Annotated in this window: 19 protein-coding genes and 1 tRNA gene; 10 read left to right on the top strand and 10 right to left on the bottom strand. The window is 41.9% G+C overall.

The genetic code is table 11. The annotated features are described in order from the left end of the window. Nucleotides 1–6 precede the first annotated feature (6 nt). Entirely contained in the window at nucleotides 7–492 is a 486-nt protein-coding gene (locus ANSO36C_RS05640) for a CRR6 family NdhI maturation factor (protein WP_251958741.1), read from the top strand. A gap of 239 nt (nucleotides 493–731) precedes the next feature. Here ANSO36C_RS05640 and ANSO36C_RS05635 read toward each other — a convergent pair whose 3' ends face one another. After that, nucleotides 732–1,691 (bottom strand): glycosyltransferase family 9 protein, encoded by a 960-nt coding sequence (locus ANSO36C_RS05635; protein ID WP_251958740.1) that lies wholly within the window; start codon nucleotides 1,689–1,691, stop codon nucleotides 732–734. Nucleotides 1,692–1,760: 69 nt separating this feature from the next. Between ANSO36C_RS05635 and ispD the strand changes: the two genes are divergently transcribed. The 3 genes from ispD to ANSO36C_RS05620 all read left to right on the top strand — a co-directional run bounded on the left by ispD (nucleotide 1,761) and on the right by ANSO36C_RS05620 (nucleotide 3,704). Beyond that, a complete protein-coding gene (gene ispD / locus ANSO36C_RS05630; RefSeq protein WP_251958739.1) occupies nucleotides 1,761–2,444 on the top strand; it encodes a 2-C-methyl-D-erythritol 4-phosphate cytidylyltransferase in 684 nt (227 codons plus the stop codon). Nucleotides 2,445–2,663: 219 nt separating this feature from the next. After that, nucleotides 2,664–3,200: an SMC-Scp complex subunit ScpB gene (gene scpB, locus ANSO36C_RS05625; RefSeq protein ID WP_251958738.1), complete on the top strand. Its 537-nt coding sequence runs from the start codon at nucleotides 2,664–2,666 to the stop codon at nucleotides 3,198–3,200. Between the two features lie 156 nt (nucleotides 3,201–3,356). Next, a complete protein-coding gene (locus ANSO36C_RS05620; RefSeq protein WP_094333219.1) occupies nucleotides 3,357–3,704 on the top strand; it encodes a DUF760 domain-containing protein in 348 nt (115 codons plus the stop codon). Nucleotides 3,705–3,925: 221 nt separating this feature from the next. Here the strand turns inward: ANSO36C_RS05620 and ANSO36C_RS05615 are convergent, their stop codons facing one another. Continuing rightward, the gene (locus tag ANSO36C_RS05615) at nucleotides 3,926–5,134 is read right to left on the bottom strand and encodes an HhoA/HhoB/HtrA family serine endopeptidase (RefSeq protein WP_251958737.1); all 1,209 of its coding nucleotides are present in this window, start codon (nucleotides 5,132–5,134) and stop codon (nucleotides 3,926–3,928) included. Nucleotides 5,135–5,363: 229 nt separating this feature from the next. Here ANSO36C_RS05615 and ANSO36C_RS05610 point away from each other — a divergent pair, with 229 nt between their 5' ends. Next, complete coding sequence (locus ANSO36C_RS05610; RefSeq protein WP_251958736.1) at nucleotides 5,364–6,257, top strand: M23 family metallopeptidase; 894 nt, start codon at nucleotides 5,364–5,366, stop codon at nucleotides 6,255–6,257. 116 nt (nucleotides 6,258–6,373) lie between these two features. On the opposite strand, the gene ANSO36C_RS05605 is transcribed toward ANSO36C_RS05610, so the two are convergent. The 3 genes from ANSO36C_RS05605 to ANSO36C_RS05595 are packed head-to-tail and all read right to left on the bottom strand — an operon-like array spanning nucleotide 6,374 to nucleotide 7,970. After that, the gene (locus ANSO36C_RS05605; protein WP_251958735.1) at nucleotides 6,374–7,411 is read right to left on the bottom strand and encodes a cysteine hydrolase family protein; all 1,038 of its coding nucleotides are present in this window, start codon (nucleotides 7,409–7,411) and stop codon (nucleotides 6,374–6,376) included. 59 nt (nucleotides 7,412–7,470) lie between these two features. Further along, the gene (locus ANSO36C_RS05600) at nucleotides 7,471–7,755 is read right to left on the bottom strand and encodes a type II toxin-antitoxin system RelE/ParE family toxin (RefSeq protein WP_251958734.1); all 285 of its coding nucleotides are present in this window, start codon (nucleotides 7,753–7,755) and stop codon (nucleotides 7,471–7,473) included. Beyond that, nucleotides 7,752–7,970, bottom strand: a complete 219-nt coding sequence (locus tag ANSO36C_RS05595; protein ID WP_251958733.1) for a hypothetical protein — start codon at nucleotides 7,968–7,970, stop codon at nucleotides 7,752–7,754. Before ANSO36C_RS05595 ends, ANSO36C_RS05600 begins: the two co-directional genes overlap by 4 nt. A gap of 458 nt (nucleotides 7,971–8,428) precedes the next feature. Between ANSO36C_RS05595 and ispG the strand changes: the two genes are divergently transcribed. Together ispG and ctpC are read left to right on the top strand one after the other, a co-directional pair. Further along, the gene (gene ispG, locus ANSO36C_RS05590; RefSeq protein WP_251958732.1) at nucleotides 8,429–9,655 is read left to right on the top strand and encodes a (E)-4-hydroxy-3-methylbut-2-enyl-diphosphate synthase; all 1,227 of its coding nucleotides are present in this window, start codon (nucleotides 8,429–8,431) and stop codon (nucleotides 9,653–9,655) included. 227 nt (nucleotides 9,656–9,882) lie between these two features. Next, nucleotides 9,883–11,166 (top strand): carboxyl-terminal processing protease CtpC, encoded by a 1,284-nt coding sequence (gene ctpC / locus ANSO36C_RS05585; RefSeq protein ID WP_251958731.1) that lies wholly within the window; start codon nucleotides 9,883–9,885, stop codon nucleotides 11,164–11,166. Nucleotides 11,167–11,245: 79 nt separating this feature from the next. Here the strand turns inward: ctpC and ANSO36C_RS05580 are convergent, their stop codons facing one another. Next, complete coding sequence (locus ANSO36C_RS05580; RefSeq protein WP_251958730.1) at nucleotides 11,246–11,431, bottom strand: DDE transposase family protein; 186 nt, start codon at nucleotides 11,429–11,431, stop codon at nucleotides 11,246–11,248. 317 nt (nucleotides 11,432–11,748) lie between these two features. Between ANSO36C_RS05580 and ANSO36C_RS05575 the strand changes: the two genes are divergently transcribed. Then, on the top strand, nucleotides 11,749–12,936 hold the full coding sequence (locus ANSO36C_RS05575) for an ATP-binding protein (RefSeq protein WP_251958729.1): 1,188 nt from the start codon (nucleotides 11,749–11,751) through the stop codon (nucleotides 12,934–12,936). Next, nucleotides 12,933–13,634, top strand: a complete 702-nt coding sequence (locus ANSO36C_RS05570; RefSeq protein ID WP_251958728.1) for a DUF4276 family protein — start codon at nucleotides 12,933–12,935, stop codon at nucleotides 13,632–13,634. Before ANSO36C_RS05575 ends, ANSO36C_RS05570 begins: the two co-directional genes overlap by 4 nt. Before the next feature lie 101 nt (nucleotides 13,635–13,735). Here ANSO36C_RS05570 and ANSO36C_RS05565 read toward each other — a convergent pair whose 3' ends face one another. Both ANSO36C_RS05565 and ANSO36C_RS05560 read right to left on the bottom strand, forming a co-directional pair. Further along, the gene (locus tag ANSO36C_RS05565; protein WP_251958727.1) at nucleotides 13,736–15,463 is read right to left on the bottom strand and encodes a succinate dehydrogenase/fumarate reductase flavoprotein subunit; all 1,728 of its coding nucleotides are present in this window, start codon (nucleotides 15,461–15,463) and stop codon (nucleotides 13,736–13,738) included. 205 nt (nucleotides 15,464–15,668) lie between these two features. Next, entirely contained in the window at nucleotides 15,669–15,986 is a 318-nt protein-coding gene (locus tag ANSO36C_RS05560; protein ID WP_251958726.1) for a hypothetical protein, read from the bottom strand. A 730-nt stretch (nucleotides 15,987–16,716) separates the two neighbouring features. Between ANSO36C_RS05560 and ANSO36C_RS05555 the strand changes: the two genes are divergently transcribed. Further along, the gene (locus ANSO36C_RS05555) at nucleotides 16,717–17,553 is read left to right on the top strand and encodes a hypothetical protein (protein ID WP_251958725.1); all 837 of its coding nucleotides are present in this window, start codon (nucleotides 16,717–16,719) and stop codon (nucleotides 17,551–17,553) included. A gap of 71 nt (nucleotides 17,554–17,624) precedes the next feature. Here the strand turns inward: ANSO36C_RS05555 and ANSO36C_RS05550 are convergent, their stop codons facing one another. Both ANSO36C_RS05550 and ANSO36C_RS05545 read right to left on the bottom strand, forming a co-directional pair. Continuing rightward, a complete protein-coding gene (locus tag ANSO36C_RS05550) occupies nucleotides 17,625–18,944 on the bottom strand; it encodes an ABC transporter substrate-binding protein (protein ID WP_251958724.1) in 1,320 nt (439 codons plus the stop codon). A 192-nt stretch (nucleotides 18,945–19,136) separates the two neighbouring features. Then, nucleotides 19,137–19,228: transfer RNA gene (locus ANSO36C_RS05545), tRNA-Ser, on the bottom strand. Between the last annotated feature and the right edge of the window lie 100 nt (nucleotides 19,229–19,328).

The raw sequence follows: 19,328 nt of genomic DNA, 5'->3' as shown, positions 1-19,328 counted from the left end.
AAGAAAGTGGCTGCTGAGTCAAAGACAATTGCGATCGCACTCAATAATGACCTGATTAACAATCTGGATATATCTCCTGCGTCAACGGTGATTGAACAAATGCTGCAAGAGGGAGTCGAATCCCATGAACAGCAGCTACGCTTTGATATCAATTACGATCTCGAAGCTGGCGATCCACGGGAACTCTCAGAAATTCCAGAAGTGCGCCTGTGGTTTGTGCGCCTAGATGCTAAATATCCTTGGTTGCCATTTTTACTAGATTGGAAAGCTGGGGAATTCGCTCGTTATGCCGCCATGCTTGTACCACATCAGTTTAGTTCCCAAGAAGGCATTCAATACAATCCTGAAGCCTTAGAAATATTTTTGATGCACAAAATCTTTATTTTAGGTGATTGGCTTAAACAGCAAGACATCCCCAGTCTATCGCGGCTAAAGTCTATGGCCCAAATGCTGGGTTATGAATTAGATGATGCTTTTTTTGGGATATTTTAAGAAGAAAGAATTCAGGAGTCAGGAGCCAGAATTCATACTGAATTCTGGGCGACTGGTAGATAGAGCAGTGTCTTGTAGAGAGTGTCTGAATTCTGAATTCTGACTTTTGTATTCTTCTTTAAATACTGAATAACCGCAAAATCTAGCTGTCACATCCAGGTTTTGCGGTCATTCAACAAACGCATAACTATATTGGATATCCAATAGGTTGATTGGAGAAATTGAGGCAAACTGCTAGTTTAGCCACCCCAAATTTTCTCTAAAACTGCGTTTGGTGAAATATCCGCCGTTTTTCCCGTAGGGGATTCAATGGCTAAGAATTTATCGTATTTTGGCAACAACTTAACTGGATCAGTAGGCCCAAATAGGGCAATGGTATAAGTTTGGACTGCAACACTTAGTTGTAGTGCCGCACTATCAGTAGACAACATCAAATTTGCCCCGGCAATTATGGCAGTTAACTTACCAATATCGCTTGGCGCAGTTACCTTGATATCTGGAGAAGACCCCAGAAGCGATCGCACAAACTGTTCATCGCCAAATCCCTTAATGACTACCACAGGCAGATCGGGTTGCTTATCTTGGAAGTTTTGAATAATTTGATGCCATTTCTCGACAGGGTAGATTTTATCCAGTTCTTTAGCTTGGGATAACTGGCCAGAACCGCCATTAATCAAGATATAGCCTGTTTCATTCACCCCTAAGCGTTTTTGTTCGTTTTCTGCCCAGTCAATATCTGTTTTTGGCACATTTACTGCTAATTCTGGGACAGGGGTTTTTATGGTTAATGGTTGCAACAAGTCGTGGTATAATGCTGCCGCATACTGAGATGGTTTGAACGGCACAGCATGGGTAAGAAAACCCGCTCCTTTGCCTTGGTAGCCAATGCGTGTGGTAATTCCTGTCAACCAGAGAAAAAGACCCATCAACCAATTTTGCTTAACAGCAATGGCAACATCGTATTCGCGATCGCGAATGTTGCCGACCAAATTCCCCCAATCCGCCAGACTGTTACGGTCATTAAAATCAAAGGCTAGTACCTCGTGAACTGACTTGCTCACTCGGTAGGCAGCCTTTGACCCTGGTTCAACAACAACATCTATCTGAGCGTTAGGGTAATGGCGCTTCAGGTCATCTAGAGTCGGAAAGAAGAGAATTTGGTCGCCAATTCCGCCAGGTACAAGGGCTACTACTCGCATAATATTTATTGACGCTTACTCGCTCCCTATTTTAGGGGAAAATATATAGCTTAAAGATTGAGGAATTCTGTGTATTTACTAATTCCAGCTGCGGGAATCGGAAAAAGAATGGGGAGTAACCGCAATAAACTCCTGCTGAAGGTGCGATCGCAACCAATTATTGCCTGGACTTTATTAGCCGCAGAAGCCGCCAGTACAATCAGTTGGATCGGGATTATTTCTCAACCTATCGATTGGCCAGACTTCAAGAAAATTCTCGCCGATCTGAAGCTGACTAAACCAGTCGAATTGATTCAAGGTGGCTCCACCCGCCAAGAATCTGTTTACAATGGCTTGCAATCCCTGCCAGTAGCCGCAGAGCAAGTATTGATTCACGATGGCGCTAGATGCCTAGCCACACCAAATTTATTTAATTCTTGTGCCGAAGCCATTCGCCACTGTCCCGGTTTAATTGCTGGTGTACCGGTCAAAGACACCATCAAAGTTGTCGATGAACAAGGCATAATTCAACAAACACCCGACAGACGACAACTATGGGCGGCACAAACTCCCCAAGGATTTGATGTCAAGTTGTTGAAACAGTGCCACGCTGAAGGTGTTCGTCAAGGTTGGGAAGTAACTGACGACGCCGCTTTATTTGAAAGGTGTGGCATTGAAGTGCGAATTGTCGAGGGAGAAGAGACAAATTTAAAAGTAACCACTCCCCAAGATTTAGCGATCGCAGAATTTATTCTCACGAGTAGAGGCTTTTGAGAAAGTGGGGAGTAAGAATTTTAGATTTTAGATTTTGGATTTTGGATTGAAATTTAATCTAAAATCCAAAATCTAAAAGCCAAAATTGAATTGCCCAATCCCCAATTTGAGAATTTTAAAGAATATTTTGACAATTTACGATATAATCCCACACACTTGTTAATTGTTAGTTGTCATGTACTAATGACTAATGACAAATGACCAATGACTAATAATTAAATGATTACAGTTACAGCGACCAAGATAGAAGCAATTCTCTATTTAAAGGGTAAACCCTTGTCGCTCGGCGAAATCGCCGAGTATGCCGCGTGCGATCGCGCCACTGTCAAAGAAGGCATAATTGAACTCATGGACAACTATGCCCACCGAGATAGTGCCCTAGAAGTAATAGAAACCCCAGATGGTTACAGTTTGCAACTACGGTCTGACTTTCATGATTTAGTGCAAACTATGATACCAGTAGAATTGGGTGTAGGTGCATTGCGGACTTTGGCTGCGATCGCCCTTAATAGTCCCATACTCCAAAGCGACTTGATTAACCTGCGCGGCTCAGGAGTATATCAGCACGTTCCAGAACTAGTCGAACTTGGTTTCATCCGCAAGCGCCGAGACAGCGATTCTCGCTCCTACTCACTCCAAGTAACCCCAAAATTCCATCAATATTTCCAAATCGAACAACTCCCGCAAATACTTTCCACCAGTCAGAAGGAAGAACAACTAGAACTAGAACTGGAGGGAGTGGGGAGTGGGGAGTAGGGAGTGGGAGGCAGGGGAGAATAATTAATTAACCAATGCCCAATGCCCCATGCCCAATGCCCAATGCCCTCTTTACGACTTATACCTGTGGTGAATGCGCTACCCTTGTACTATGGTTTAGAGTAGAGTTAGCAATTAAGCTAAATAAAACTGCCAATGGTGTTTAATCCTGACTTTTTGAATGACAACTCTGAGGAACACCCTAATCAACTTCTTTCCGACCACTCTGAGGAATACCCCAATCAGTTACTCAAATATCTACAGCATCAGTCTCCTGATGTTTTAGCGAGGATTGCTCAGTCCGCCAGCCCCGAAATTAAACAAATCATCTCGCAAAATGTCCAAGGGCTTGTGGGAATGCTCCCGGCAGAAAATTTCAACGTGCAAATCACAACAGATCGGGACAACTTAGCTGGGCTTCTAGCGTCGGCCATGATGACAGGGTATTTTCTGCGCCAGATGGAACAAAGAATGCAGTTAGAGCATTTGTCTAATGGTCAATAATTAATAGTTAGTAGTCAAATATTCTGGGACTATTGAGCAAATAATTACTAATTCGTAATTCGTAATTCGTAATTAAAAAGGGTATAGCAGCCCACACTAAATTAAAAATTCAGTGGTAAACAAGACTTATGTGGAAAGTTCAAGCTTCCACGGATAGCGACGTGCAAAGCAAGTCCGCCAGTGTCTGGCAACTACGAATTACGAATTATCAATTATTTTGACTACTTCCTTTCAGGGTAAGCTGCTGATTGTACTTTGAAAGTTTGAATTTTGCCGCTACGGTTGACTTCGATAGCTAAAATGTCCCCAACTTTGCTAGACTCCACCAGTTTCTGAACTTGGGCTGAGGTTTTAACTGGTTTACCGTTAACTTTTTGAATCACATCTCCAGAAAGCAGTCCTCCACGCTTGGCTGGGGAATCATGTGTGACTCCTTTAATCACAATCCCTGCATCCTGTTGAATATTTAGCTGATTTTCTTGATTAATCTGCTCTTTTCTGGTGGGAGAAAGGTCTGCCATTTCAATACCTAAGAAGGGATGTTCTACACGCCCTTTGGTAAAAAGTTCGTTGGCGATGCGGGCGGCGGTTTCAATGGGAATGGCGAAACCAAGTCCTTGAGCATCAGCGCGGATGGCGGTGTTAACACCAATCACTTCACCTTGGGCATTTAACAACGGGCCACCAGAGTTTCCAGGGTTAATTGCGGCATCAGTTTGGATAAAGCTGACTCGCTTATCTGGGACACCCACTTGAGTGCTGGTGCGATCAGTAGCGCTGATGATGCCGATAGTGACAGTATTATCTAAACCTAGAGGATTGCCAATAGCGATCGCCCATTGTCCTGGTATCAAGTTTTGCGAATTGCCCAGCTTCACCGTCGGTAAATTATTCGCTTTGATTTTCACCACTGCCACATCTGTCACAGAATCAACACCTACCACCTTCCCCTCTAGAGTCCGACCATCCTTGAGGGTAACTTGTACTGTATCTGTATCTGCTACCACATGAGCGTTGGTGAGTAATTCTCCATCTTCGCTCAAAATAAATCCCGATCCTGTACCGCGCTCAATACGTTCTTGGGGAATTGGTTGCTCATCCTCTCCAAAAAATCGCCGCAAGAGGGGATTTTTTAATGCGTCAGAGATAGGATTGGCGACTTTGCGAGTAGCATTAATTCGCACCACAGCCGGGCCAACTTTTTGCACTGCCGTCGCAATAAAATTTACATTATCGCTCCCATTAGCCCCAATGGTTCCGTTAGAAGAATTAGGAACTACGGATTCTGGAGGCAAAGCCATTGTTACATTTTTTAACTGTTGGAACGAGCGATTTTGTGGCAGGAGATAGCGACTGCCTAACAAACCTGCACCACCGCCGATCACCAGTAAAAACACATAAACCGCCAGTTGCTTTAAGGATAACTTCATAATCATTTTGCTTAAGGATAGCAATGCAGTTGCTAATTTCTAAGTGTAGTCAAGCTAACGGCAAGTGGACAGATCAATTTACGAGGAATTGGGGAATGGGGAATGGGGCATTGGGGATGGGGCATTGGGCATTGCTTATTCTCTTTGTCCTCTTGTCAGCTAGCCCCTAGTCCCAATTCCCACTCTTCCCATCTAAAATCTAAAGTTAGTGCGCTCTTGACCTGAAGACATGATTTTACCCTTTCGTCAACTGTTTCTCTGTAGCTTAATTAGCGCCTTGGGCCTAGTAAGCATACTGCTAAACTCGAACAGCGCTAATGCTGCTGTCGATGATTGCCCAATTCCAGCCTTATCTCGCTTCCAACGCCATAAAGTTGTTCGTGGTGAAACTTTGGAGAGCATAGCGCAGCGCTACAATCTCATACCTACAACTATTATTGGCATGAATCCAACTTTGCAGAGCGGTGCAGTTGCCACAGTTGGTAGTGTGCTTCAAATTCCTCCCTACAATGGGATTGTAGTTGAAGTGCCTAGCGGTCAAACTTGGCGACAAGTAGCGGCACAATACAAAGTTCGTGCGGATAGCCTTTTTGAGATCAATGGCTGCCAACAAAACCCTAGAATCGTGTTTGTTCCAGGGGTAAATTGGTCGCCTAATGGTGTTGTAACTAAGTCCCCTTTATCTACTGAGACAAAAACGCCAAACCGTGAATCCTTGTCTGGATACCCTTTAGCACAAGCCGCAAATGTGGGATTAGCTTACGGTTGGCAAATTAATCCTGCGACAGGTCAAGTTTTCTTCCATAGCGGTATTGACTTATTAGCACCAGTTGGTTCTAATGTACAAGCGATCGCGCCTGGAACCGTAGCCTTTGCCAGCGACCAAGGTAGTTATGGCAAATTGGTCATCATTAACCACAGTGGCGGACTCCAAAGCCGCTACGCCCAACTTGACACCATTAAAGTTACTGTCGGTCAGCAAGTTAAAAAAGGCGACTTACTTGGAACAGTAGGCACTAGCGGACAACCAACCTCCAATCAACCGCACCTCCATTTTGAAGTGCGTTCTAGCTCATCTCTGGGTTGGGTGGCGCAAGATCCCAAAGGTTATTTGAAGAAATGAGGTTTGTTTTTAAACGCAGAGGAACGCCGAGGAAGCGCAAAGGAATGCAAAGGAAATCTCTGTGTTCCTCTGCGAAACCTTCTCTACCAGACGCTTTGCGAATGCGATCCTTTGTGTTAAAAAAATGATGCTATATTTCCGCTAGATTTTACGATACGCATTCCTGCTTCTGCAAACCTTTTAAATGCCGCATCTGCCTGTTCTGTGTAGTCTACAACACCGGGGACAACAACAGGGGAAGTGGAATCTTCTAGCAGATAGATTTTTTTAGCAAGGGTAGCATCTACCTGTTTAATTTCTGTTAATAAATCGTCAATTGTCCAGGCGACGCAATGACTTTTAGCTTGACCACCAATAATTACTGCATCATATTCTAAAAGTTGTTTAATTAGGCGCGTGTTTTTTTGAGCAAGTGGACGTTGTTCAAAATCTTCCAACACCTCTGGACGTAAAATTGAATAATTTTCTGTTAAAGGATTTTCACCTTTGATTTCAAATTGCGTTTGGGTCTGACGCGCAATGCCGTGGAAAAATATCGCTTCTTCTACCGATGAAACTAGAGCATGACCGATACCACCTAACATAGAATGATAAGGCCAAACAGTGAGGGGATATTTTCCGTCTTGACTGAGTTGCTTAACATAATGGTAAGTATGTTTTTCTAATGATTCATAATTGCCATTAGTAACAGTGTCTGCAACTGCTGGGTTGACTTTCCAAATACCTTGTTCAATATCTGCTGGGGTAATGCTAGTCGCAGCTGGAGTGGGATGTTCTCCGGCGGCGTTTACCCAAAAGATGGGATGAAAAATTTGCGTTGCTGTGTGGGTATCTAAGGTAGGTACAATTTTTGTAATTACTGCCAAGTTGTGATAGATAAACTCACACAATCTGACGTTATCATCCACCGCCGCATTACCAGATTTTCCACCTACAAATAATTCAAATTCTGGGATGCAAAAGGTGTTTTGAACATCAATTAATAGTAGGCAAATACGGGTTTTATCTAAAGATGCTGGTTTTATATTGTGTTGTTTTGACCAGATTTCAGCTTCGGCGGCACGTTCTTGGTAAGGTACGCGCCAGACTTTTCCTACCTTATTGGAGTTAAAATGCCAGGGAATTGGTACTTGAGTTGTTGTTTGGGTATTCATATAATTCTGCATTTATGTTGTAATTATTAAGCTTGCCTCAGTTAAACATAATGCCTTATTTAGTAAACCTCATCATGGGAACCTAAAGTTAGCAACAAAATTTCTTCCTCTCCTGATTCAGGATTTGTCACAAATTTAAATAAAATCCTATTATGATAATCAATTGAAGATGAGTATCTACCCGATGAATCACCTTTTAGCTTGTGACTACGTAAACTGGCTTGAAATGGGTCTTCAGCTATTTGTTGTAATACTTGCTCAATTTGAGAACGTAACTCAGGATTTTTCTTGACTAGACGCTTAAAAGCACGAACAAAAGTCGGACTCCAAACCAAATTTTTCATTCGTCTAACTCCGCCATCAAATCTGCAACTGAACCACGCCGGACATTCCCTTGAGCATAATCATTCTCTGCTTGCGCGATTTCTTTTAATAAGTCATTCTGTCGCTGTTGTTTGAGGCGCTTTTGGATAATATCTACAAGAATAGCCTGAGCTTCTGGATCTAATGCTTCTACCGCCTCTATAGCTTTCTGGAATGTGGATGCTTTTTCTAGCATGGGTGTCAAACAATTTAGTGATAAGTCTAATGTAACTGGTGGTGGCAAATGTCTGTATACACTTATGACACTCTCAGATCATCACTACCAAAGAATGCTGTGTTACTCACATTTAACTAATTGTCGTGGTAAGCGATAAATGAAGCTGTAGCATTGGTATTGCATTGGCGGTATAGAAGAAAATTTTTACTACAATATTCCTCGTCCTTCTTTACTGTGCAAAAATGCAGCAATTTGCGCGAGCCAATACACGACCAGAAAAAGTCATTTAACATAAATAAACTGCCGTCAGGGCTATTTTTATGTTGTAAAAACATTGGCTTGCCGCACCCGCACCGTTTTTCAAGGACAACTTTTTTCTATCTAATCACCAAAAGAGCCACCACCTGTGGCAATCTGGGAAACAGAGATTTATCAAATCTGATATTTTAACGACAGCAAATTTACCTAATCAGGTTATGCAAACTCTGCCCATAGTAGATACTTCAAATACTACATCCAGCCAACCTACCTTTGATACAACCATCAAGCGGCGTAAAACCCGTCCCGTAAAGGTGGGAAATGTCACCATTGGCGGTGGCTACCCCGTTGTAGTGCAGTCAATGATTAACGAAGACACCCTTGATATTGATGGTTCCGTGGCTGGTATTCGTCGTCTGCACGAAATTGGCTGCGAAATTGTCCGTGTCACGGTGCCAAGTATGGCTCATGCTAAAGCTTTAGCAGAAATTAAACAAAAATTAATTAAAACTTACCAAGATGTGCCCATTGTGGCTGATGTCCATCACAATGGGCTAAAAATCGCTGTGGAAGTTGCCAAGCACATAGAAAAAGTGCGGATTAATCCAGGATTATATGTCTTTGAAAAACCCAACGTCAATCGAACTGAGTATACTAAAGCCGAATTTGACGAAATTGGCGAAAAAATCCGCGAAACCCTAGAACCTCTGGTAGTTTCTTTGCGCGATCAAGGAAAATCGATGCGAATTGGCGTAAATCACGGTTCCCTCGCCGAGAGAATGCTATTTACTTACGGTGACACCCCAGAAGGAATGGTGGAATCCGCCATAGAATTCATCCGCATCTGTGAATCTTTAGATTTCCGCAACTTGGTAATTTCTATGAAAGCCTCACGAGTCCCGGTGATGCTAGCCGCTTATCGCCTCATTGCCAAGCGCATGGATGACTTGGGTATGGATTACCCATTACATTTAGGCGTTACGGAAGCTGGTGATGGCGAATACGGGCGAATAAAATCCACAGCAGGTATTGCCACATTACTAGCTGATGGCATTGGTGATACAATTCGCGTCTCACTTACAGAAGCACCAGAAAAAGAAATTCCCGTCTGCTATAGCATTCTCCAAGCTTTGGGATTGCGAAAAACGATGGTGGAATACGTCGCTTGTCCTTCCTGTGGACGTACTTTGTTTAACCTAGAGGAAGTTCTGCACAAAGTCCGGGAAGCCACTAAACACCTAACTGGGTTAGATATTGCAGTTATGGGTTGCATTGTCAATGGCCCCGGAGAAATGGCAGATGCCGACTATGGCTATGTTGGCAAAACACCTGGTTACATTTCTTTGTATCGTGGGCGAGAAGAAATTAAAAAAGTCCCAGAAGATAAAGGTGTAGAGGAATTAATTAACCTCATTAAGGCAGATGAACGCTGGGTAGAGCCGTAAAGGGGCAGGGGAGGTAGGGGAAGCAGGGGAAGACAAGAAGAATAAATAACCAATGCCCCATGCCCCATGCCCAATCCCCAAAAACTTTGTATCTTTTAACCAATAAGGTAGCCGGATTGTCAAGTATTTTGTTTAAATTAAGAATACATACTCGGTCTGTACAGTGGTAGCCTGTGTTAGATTGAGCATACTGACTATATTATTTTCCCTCTGACGCAGCTGTCATTATGGTGATTACAAAAAGTAGGCTTGTTTTGGGTGCTACGGCAGTGACACTCTCCACGATCGCTGTTACTAGCCTTGGCATTCACTCGCGAGGTCAGGCTTTATTTAAAGCAAGTCCTAAAGAATTGGTAGATGAAGTTTGGCAAGTTATTCAACGCCAATATGTAGACGGTACTTTTAATCAGGTAGATTGGCAGGCTGTTCGTAAAGAATACTTGAGCAAGTCCTACAGTAATCCGCAGGATGCGTATAAGTCCATTCGGGAAATGCTGAAAAAGCTAGAAGATCCATATACCCGGTTTATGGACCCACAGGAATTCAAGAATATGCAAGTGGATACCTCTGGGGAACTTACAGGGATTGGGATTACCATTAGTCAGGATGAAAAAACCAAGCAATTGGTTGTAATTGCGCCAATCGAAGATACACCAGCTTTTAAAGCTGGTATCTTGGCAAAAGATGTCATTCTCAAAATCGACAATAAAAGTACCAAGGGGATGGATACGAATCAGGCAGTATCCCTGATTCGAGGTGAAGCAGGATCGAAAGTCACCTTAACGATTCAGCGCAATGGTCAGACAAAACAGTTTGACATCAAAAGAGCGCGGATTGAAATCCATCCAGTTAAATATTCCCAAAAGAAAACTCCAGCAGGTAATCTTGGCTACATTCGCTTGAACCAGTTCAGTGCCAATGCTAGTAAAGAAATGCAAACTGCCATTAGAGATTTAGAAAGCAAACGGGTAGCTGGATATATCCTTGATCTGCGTGGTAATCCAGGTGGGTTACTTTTCTCCAGTATAGATATTGCCCGGATGTGGCTGAATAAAGGCACAATTGTTTCTACCATTGACCGCCAAGGTGAGCGAGAGCGAGAAATGGCAAACGGACGCGCTCTGACAAATAAACCGTTGGTAATATTAGTAGATAAAGGTTCAGCCAGTGCCAGCGAAATCCTTTCAGGAGCGTTGCAGGACAACAAACGTGCTACTTTGGTAGGTACTCAAACCTTTGGTAAGGGATTAGTGCAATCGGTGCGTCCCCTAGAAGATGGCTCAGGATTAGCAGTGACAATTGCTAAATACCATACGCCTAATGATAGAGATATTAATAAGCATGGTATTGATCCAGATGTAAAGGTAGATTTGACAGATGCCCAGCGACAGGATTTGTGGCTCAACGAACGTGACAAACTCGCTACCCTAAAAGACCCCCAATTTGCTAAAGCACTGGAAGTGATAGGTAAAAAAATTGCTGCTCAGGGGACACCTACAGCAGAAAAATGAAGAGTTAGGAATGAAAGTTAGGAGTTAATAGTGAGGAGTTAAGAATAAAGTCCATCACTGTCAACTTCTAACTACTAACTTAAACTGGTTTGCACTTTCCAGCCCTAATAAGTCCAACACGTCGAGCGATCGCTTCTTCTTGCGAACTAAAAGGCCCCCACTGTTCTACAATCTCTAGATTATTGTCGCCAACTTGGTCGCTGGCGAGAATTTCGCAGTTTCCAGCAGAACGCTTGACAATATACCAAGTTTGTGAATCGCTCATATTTTAAATAAAAATCTTGTTTTTATAGTCAGAATTTTACGGCATAGAGAAAATATCTTCGCACTTATTGCTAAGTACCACATTTGGTAGGTGTGATCGTAAAACCCTGTAAGTTTTTTGCTGACTAATCATATCTTGAATGTTTGAGGGTAGTTCCTGTTGCTCTGTCAATTCGCGATGAACTTACTTATGTAGAGGAATAGCATTAGAATTGAGTATGAGCCTTGCTAATGGATTATTATTAAGTATATATCATCATAATTAGTATAACTTGTAAATAAGTTTTAACAAATATTACCTGGAACAATTAAAAATACATGAAATTAGACTTAGTGGAATATTGTCAGGACAAAGGTTTACCAAGTGAGTGGCGTTTAGATGGTTGTCAGATAGGCAATGTAAACTTGATTGTTGGTAAAAATGCCTCTGGTAAATCGAAAATATTGAGGGCTATAAACCTGATATCGGGTTTACTATCGGGTGACACAAGTCTAAGACCTGATCGCATGTCGCGAGAGTGGAAATTAACTTTTGATTCTGATAATACAGATAAAAAGAAAGTCTACATATTGACAGTTGATAAAGGCCAGGTAGTTAAGGAGAATTTCACTATTGGTTCTAAGAATTACCTTGACAGGAATGAATCAGGTGAGGGTCAGATATGGGCTGAAAAGCTACATATGAATATTGAATTTCAGACTCCCACTGATGAAGTTGCTGCTTTTCAGCGGAGAGATTCTATCCAACATCCTGTTTTTGATGAAATTTACAATTGGGCAAGTTCCTTGAATTACTACCAATTTGGAACAGACTTAGGTAGAAAAAATCTTGCGGTCGATCACCCTATTAAAAAAAGAAAAAAGATAAACTTGAGAGATGCAGATAACGTAATTGATATATTTAAGCTAGGAAAATCCCAACTAAGTCCTGCTTTTATTGAAGCTATCAAATCAGATATGTTATCTATAGGTTACAACATATCTGAAATTGGTACTCAAACGCCATCAGCTATATTTTCTGATGAAGAGGATGAAGTATCCTTACAATATATAGAAATACAATGTCTTTATGTTCAGGAAAGTGATCTACAAGAGAGAACTGAACAAGGGCTAATATCTCAAGGTATGTTTAGAGCTTTATCTCTAATCATTCAAATAAACTACTCACTTTTAGCTAAAAAACCTAGTTGTATATTAATAGATGATATAGGAGAAGGTCTCGATTTTGAAAGAGCATCAGCGATGATTAAGTTACTTATCAGTAAAGCGCAGACTGGATTAGTTCAGCTAGTGATGACGACTAATGATCGTTTTATCATGAATGGTGTTCCTTTAGAATATTGGTCAGTAATTGAGAGAAAACCAGGATTAGCTAAACTTCACAACATAGATAATTCAAAACAAGTATTTGAAGACTTTAAATTCACTGGTCTAAACAATTTTGACTTTTTTGCCACTCAATTTTATGTTGAAGGGTTTGGTAATAAGGAGCAGATAGATCAGTGAAAAAGCTAGCTATTTTTGTGGAAGGGCAAACAGAACAGATTTTTGTAGAAAAATTACTTAAAGAAATTGCAGGTAGAAATAGAATTGCAATAGAAATAATAGCCATAAATGGTAATCAATCAGAAAGATATACGACAGTAATAAAGAACGCTGTTCTGACTCCCGAAACAAAATTTTATGTTTTGATTTATAACTCATTTAGTGATAACAGCGTTGTTTCAGATATAAGAGATAGATATAGTACTCTAACTGCCTCTGGCTATGAGAGAGTAATAGGATTAAGAGATGTTTATCCAATACCTATATCTCAAAAATCTAAGCTTACAACTGGTTTGCGTTATTCTTTGCCAGCAGGAACGATTTCTATAGACATAGTTCTTGCTGTGATGGAAATAGAAACATGGTTTTTAGCAGAATATAATCATTTTATCAAAATAGATGCAAGCCTAACGCCAGAGAGAATTCAAGAATCTTTTGGATTTAGCCCTAAGACTGATGATATGGAAGCAAGACCTAAACCTTCCGATGATATGAAACAGATTTATAATCTTGTAGGTAAAGGTTATAACAAAAGCGAGAACCAACTCAATCGACTTGCATCTAATCTCGATTATGAGTTTCTATATATACAACTTACTAATAGTGTTCCTAGTCTTAGAGAATTTGTTGGATATCTTGACCTATTTCTAATTCCTTAGTCAAGTGTGTATCATTATCCAACACCCCGTCTAATTTATAAAATCAATTAAGTATGAAAAATAAGGTATTTCAGCTTTTATTTTTCATACTTCATCCTTAACTAATACTTCCGCTCTTTTGGCTCAAACATAGTAATCGCCACCGGTCGATATTGAATATCAATTCCGGCTGGTGAATAGTAAGCCATTGTGTGTTTGAGGAAGTTGCTATCATCTCGCTCGGAATAATCTTCGCGGAAATGAGCGCCACGACTCTCTTGGCGATTTAAAGCTGATGCCAAAATAGTCTGCCCTACTACCATCAAACTTCGCAATTCTAAAGCCTCCACGAGTTCCGTATTCCAGCAACTACCTTTGTCATCTAAATAAATTTGCGGGTATTTTTGTTGTATTTCTTCTAGTTTCTGCAAACCTTCAGTCATTAATGCCTCAGTGCGGAAAACACCACAGTACTCAGTCATACAATCCTGAAAAGCTTCACGGACTTGATTAATGCGGTACTGTCCTGGTTGTTCTAGCAAAGTTTGAATTTGTTGCTGGGCTTCTGTTACATACCGTTGCTCATCTACAGAGGGTAACTTACGTTTTTGCACAAATTTAGCGATCGCAGCCCCAGTTCTCTTACCATAAACGACACATTCCAGCAGAGAATTACTCCCCAAACGATTAGCACCATGTACGGAAACACAGGATGTCTCACCCGCAGCAAAGAAGGCATCAACTAAACCATCACCACTACTACGAACTTGCCCATCGGTGTTAACTGGAATACCACCCATACAATAGTGAATTGTCGGGCGGACTGGCATAGGTTGAGTTACTGCATCAACGCCTACCAAGCGATGGGCTTCTTCCCAGCAGAAGGGAACGCGACTCATAATTTTTTCTTTACCCAGATGGCGTAGATCCAGATAGACAAAGGGGCCACCAGCACTACCATTGAGATGAATACCACGTCCAGCGCGAATTTCGTAAGCGATCGCTCGTGAGGTAATATCACGAGGAGCCAGTTCCATCCGACTAGGTGCATAGTTCGCCATAAAGCGATCGCCTTCACTGTTAATCAGATACGCCCCTTCTCCCCGTACCGCTTCCGAAATCAGTACCCCTACCGGATATAAGCCAGTGGGATGAAATTGCACAAATTCCATATCTTCCAGGGGCAAACCTGCGATCGCAGTCATTGCCAAACCATCGCCAGAAGAAGCGTAATCATTAGAGGTAGTGTTATAAACGCGACCATAGCCCCCTGTGGCAAACATCACCGCCTTAGCCCGCACCACCTCAATATGTCCATCCAAAAGATGGAACATGACTACACCTTTCGCCTCATTCTCTTCCAAAATGAGACGCATCACGTACCACTCTTCATAAACTTGCACCCCATAACGCCGCAAATTGTTAACCAATTCGTGCAAAATCGCGTGACCGGTTTTGTCAGCAGCGTAGCAAGTGCGATTGTGAGAATGTCCACCAAAAGCCCGTTGAGCAATGCGCCCATCGGATAAACGAGAGAATAAAACGCCCATGTGTTCCAAGTCAATCACCACACCTGGCGCTTCTTGGGTGAGAATTGCCACAGCGTCTTGGTCTGCCAAGTAATCAGAACCCTTGACAGTATCAAAAGCGTGTGCTTCCCAACTATCTTTTGAATCAACATTTTTCAGCGACGCAGCCATACCACCTTGAGCCGCAACCGAGTGGGAACGAATTGGATGGGTTTTGGCAACCACAGCAATATTTAAACTAGGGTCAATACGGGCAATTTCTACAGCAGCGCGACATCCTGCCAATCCACCCCCGACAATAATCACATCATGTTCCAGCATATTTAGCCCCCGACTGCAAACCCCTGCTGTTCTATTGTAGAGACGTGATTAATCAGGTAGTGCGTTGCAACAGTAGCATCTTTACCAAAAAAAATTCCCTGCCTACAAATGACAGGGATATAATTACAAATTTTGGAATTAGGAGTGAAAAATTAAAAATGAAGAATTATTGGGACAGATAGAGTGACTCATAACTCCTAACTCTTTAGCTAGTTGCTTCTACAGGTTGTTGCTGAGACACATTACCTGGCATGGGTTCCATTTTGGTTCCCGGGCCTACAGGAGTGAGCTCAATATGATTTAACAAGGTAGTGACAAACGCAAACAACAAGAAAGGTAACGATAACAGAACGACAAGACCCGCTGTTGCTAAAGCATACACAGGTCGCTTGGCACCCATTAGCGCCAAGGCTGATGCCAAACTTAGGGTAATTGTAATCAACCAAACAATTATTTGACCGTAGATATCACCGAAAGTCAGGGTACAGACAAACCGATACTTTTGAATATTATTTCCGATCATCAAATTTGCCTCAAGTCTCTCTTAATAGGTTCTACGTTAGAACTATGTTTGTCTTGTAGACAATTTCTAAATATTTTTGCAAGCTTTGTAATATTGCTTCACAATCAACTTTTAGTGTTACAAAGCCTAATTTTTAGTAAAGAGTGGTTTAAATAAACCAACTATACCCTATGGGAAACCTTTCTATTTTAGCCATCTAAGCATTAAAGTGCTGATTACAAAGCTCCTTAACCTGTGATAATGCCTTTTACAGACTATAAGTCAAGTCAAACACAAAGATTAAGAAAGCTTGGTATTGATGTGGACTAAGTTTTTTAATAAAAGTTTTTGCAATCCTAATAGCCTCCTCAATAGATAGACTCTTGACTCAGAGCCAAAAGTCTATTTGTCATCTATCAAATTCCAGATATTTAGGATATTATCTTAATTTTTTAACCGTAAATCTTCAATAGATAAATCCAGCAAAATTAGGATGCAAAACCGATTTTTTGATGTTAAATTTTGAATATTGCCCAATTTTGTTGACTTACAGCAGAATTCAGAATTAAGGAGCAAAGCCGGAGACACTCCGCCTCCGGTCAGAATGGGCTAAGTCCCGTTGCGCTAATAGAAAGAAAACAGGCTTTATACCTGGCTTTCCGACTTAGCTCGCATACTTCACAAACTTGAAATCCGCTATAAATCAACAAAAAACTTTATTTTTCGTGGCAAGATTGTCTTAGGAGTGAATGTGAATACTATTTTTCTTCGTAAAGGTGTTTTTTGGTTGCCAGGTATAGCTGCTCTTACGTTCTTGAGTAGCGCGTTATCTGCAACTGCTCAGACAGTAGACAAGGTAAACAGTCAGCCATTAACCGAGCCTTTGGCAACCGTAGCGTATCCCAACGAGTTTAGTACAGAACTAGACACTACAAAGCAAAATCTCTCTACACAAACAACTGAAACATTTACAGTTACAAGTTTAACTAAGGCGCAGCAGTTACCCAACACGGCGATACAGGAAAACATTGGCGTAACACCTGTTCCGGGGACAGTGGCAACCTCATCTGCATCGCTTACATCTGAGTTTATACAACCGACTTCTCAAACAACTGTTCAACCATCTGCTACCAAAGTGGCGCAATCGGATATTGATTTAGGGACAACTACTCGTGGTGGCAGCAGCTATCTTGGCATTGCTGCTAACATTGGTTTGAGTGGTGGTGAAACGTCTTTGGGCGACGGTAACTTCGCGGTAGTCAGCAAAATCGGACTGACAAATTCTATATCTGTGCGACCCTCAGCCGTATTTGGGGACAACACCACAGTTCTACTTCCTATCACCTATGATTTTACCTTCAAATCAGCAGATGCTTTTAGCGAACCGTTAGCGATCGCACCTTATGTCGGAGTGGGTGCAGCTTACAAAACTGGTGATGATTCGCAATTTGCCTTTTTGGCATCTGCTGGCATTGATGTGCCTCTGACTTCTCAATTTACTGCAACGGCTGCTGTAAATGCCGGATTTTTTGATGAAACTGATATAGGCTTGTTGTTAGGAGTTGGTTACAACTTCAATGGGCTTTAAAAGTTAGGATTTAGGAAGTTAGAAGTTATGAGTTATTAATATTTCACTCATAACTCCTAATTCTTAACTTTCTACTTGGGGCTAACTTTGTCAATTACCTTAATTTGGCCATCGTCTCCTACCGTCCAGACATCGTAAACACCAACGACATCACCGTTAGCATCAACATCAACATTGCCGCTAGCTCCTTGGTAGTTAATTTTTTGACCATTTTTAAGTAACTTCAGTCCCTCGCAGACATCAGTAACTTCTGTGCCAGTCCCATTAGAAACTTCACGGATTTTACTGGCTATGCCAACGCCTGTATTTTCCTTAGCAGCTTGTGCTGCCAATGTCAACAAAGCAGCTGCATCCCAAGCTTGAGGAGCGTATTCCCCTGGCGCACCACCCTTTTTATCCTTCCACAATTTATTGAAAGCTTCTAGCGCTTTACCGTTGGAACCGGGTACTGTACCGATCGCTCCAGTTAAAATAAATTTATCACCATCTTTGCCAACTTGTTCTGGGAAAGTAGGTGATTTTACTCCATCTGTCAGTAAAATTTGCACTCCCTTCGTCACACCTTGCTGATAGGCGGCTTTCAGGAACAGACTACCAGTTTCTGCATATAGTACAGCCAGGACTGCATCTGGTTTACCAGCAAAAGCAGCAGCCGCTTCTGTATCAAATGTCTGGGCTTTCGGGTCGTAGCGCACAGGCTTATCTTTATTAACGATAGTGCCACCCAATTTTTCAAAAGTTTGCACAAATGCTTTTTCAAAGCCAACGCCATAGTCGTTATTAATCACGACTGTAGAAACTCGCTTGAAACCTTTTTTTCTGGCAAGTTGGGCTAAAGCTAGTGCTTGGTAGGTATCCGGGGGAGCAGTCCGCGCCCAAAAACCTTTATAGTCACCTTTTTGTGCCTTTTCGGTAAACACGGGACTGGTACTACCAGGAGAAACCAGCATGACTTTATTCGGCGTGGCAATGGAAACTGCGGCACTAGAAACACTACTGGCAAAGGAACCAACTACACCTGCTACTTTATCTAAAGTTGCTAGCTTTGTCATACCGGCTGCACCAGCTCTGGGGTCGGTTTGGTCGTCTACTTGCACCAAGGTAACAGGTTCACCATTCACCCCTCCACAAGCGTTGACTGTATCGACTAGTAAAGGTACGGAACCTAGCATCTGTTGTCCTACAGAAGCCAAGTCGCCTGTTGTCGGTAGCAATGAACCAATTTTTAGCCCTTTACTATTGCTTGTGATAGTTGAGTTTGCTGCTGGGGTAGCAGTAGTTGCGTTGTTAGCTGTGCCATTGGGCGTACTGCTATCACCACAAGCCCCAACTAGAAACCCAGTTGCTAGGGTAGCTATACTTAAAGTTAAGGCAGCACTAATTTTTTTCATAAATCACTTATACTCCTCAGATGTTTAGGAGCCTAAAAGTTAAGAGTCAAACTAGGTTTGTAACTTAGCTGGATCTTATCAAGACTCCAAAGGATAAATCATATCATCCATCTTTGGGAGTAGAAGTGTTTACTCCTACATTAGTATTTATTTGAAACACGGGGTTTATTCCGTGTCTCAAAACCTGGAAAACGGAGAGGGAGGGATTCGAACCCTCGGTACGGAGTTGCCTGCCGTACAACAGATTAGCAATCTGCCGCTTTCGACCACTCAGCCACCTCTCCTGACTCACGAATATTAATGTTACCAGACTTGCTCTTATGAGTCAATAGTCATTTGTCATTTGTCGTTGGTTATTAGTCATTTATAAAAGACTAAGGATCA

Source organism: Nostoc cf. commune SO-36 (assembly GCF_023734775.1).
GTDB lineage: Bacteria > Cyanobacteriota > Cyanobacteriia > Cyanobacteriales > Nostocaceae > Nostoc > Nostoc commune_A.
This window is presented reverse-complemented; position numbering and strand designations above follow the sequence as displayed.

Excerpts from the sequence above, each read along its gene's own strand:
- ANSO36C_RS05635 (WP_251958740.1), bottom strand. The coding sequence starts at position 1,691 with ATGCGAGTAGTAGCCCTTGTACCTGGCGGAATTGGCGACCAAATTCTC.
- scpB (WP_251958738.1), top strand. The coding sequence starts at position 2,664 with ATGATTACAGTTACAGCGACCAAGATAGAAGCAATTCTCTATTTAAAG.
- ANSO36C_RS05620 (WP_094333219.1), top strand. The coding sequence starts at position 3,357 with ATGGTGTTTAATCCTGACTTTTTGAATGACAACTCTGAGGAACACCCT.
- ANSO36C_RS05615 (WP_251958737.1), bottom strand. The coding sequence starts at position 5,134 with ATGAAGTTATCCTTAAAGCAACTGGCGGTTTATGTGTTTTTACTGGTG.
- ANSO36C_RS05610 (WP_251958736.1), top strand. The coding sequence starts at position 5,364 with ATGATTTTACCCTTTCGTCAACTGTTTCTCTGTAGCTTAATTAGCGCC.
- ANSO36C_RS05605 (WP_251958735.1), bottom strand. The coding sequence starts at position 7,411 with ATGAATACCCAAACAACAACTCAAGTACCAATTCCCTGGCATTTTAAC.
- ANSO36C_RS05600 (WP_251958734.1), bottom strand. The coding sequence starts at position 7,755 with ATGAAAAATTTGGTTTGGAGTCCGACTTTTGTTCGTGCTTTTAAGCGT.
- ANSO36C_RS05595 (WP_251958733.1), bottom strand. The coding sequence starts at position 7,970 with ATGCTAGAAAAAGCATCCACATTCCAGAAAGCTATAGAGGCGGTAGAA.
- ispG (WP_251958732.1), top strand. The coding sequence starts at position 8,429 with ATGCAAACTCTGCCCATAGTAGATACTTCAAATACTACATCCAGCCAA.
- ctpC (WP_251958731.1), top strand. The coding sequence starts at position 9,883 with ATGGTGATTACAAAAAGTAGGCTTGTTTTGGGTGCTACGGCAGTGACA.
- ANSO36C_RS05580 (WP_251958730.1), bottom strand. The coding sequence starts at position 11,431 with ATGAGCGATTCACAAACTTGGTATATTGTCAAGCGTTCTGCTGGAAAC.
- ANSO36C_RS05575 (WP_251958729.1), top strand. The coding sequence starts at position 11,749 with ATGAAATTAGACTTAGTGGAATATTGTCAGGACAAAGGTTTACCAAGT.
- ANSO36C_RS05565 (WP_251958727.1), bottom strand. The coding sequence starts at position 15,463 with ATGCTGGAACATGATGTGATTATTGTCGGGGGTGGATTGGCAGGATGT.
- ANSO36C_RS05560 (WP_251958726.1), bottom strand. The coding sequence starts at position 15,986 with ATGATCGGAAATAATATTCAAAAGTATCGGTTTGTCTGTACCCTGACT.
- ANSO36C_RS05550 (WP_251958724.1), bottom strand. The coding sequence starts at position 18,944 with ATGAAAAAAATTAGTGCTGCCTTAACTTTAAGTATAGCTACCCTAGCA.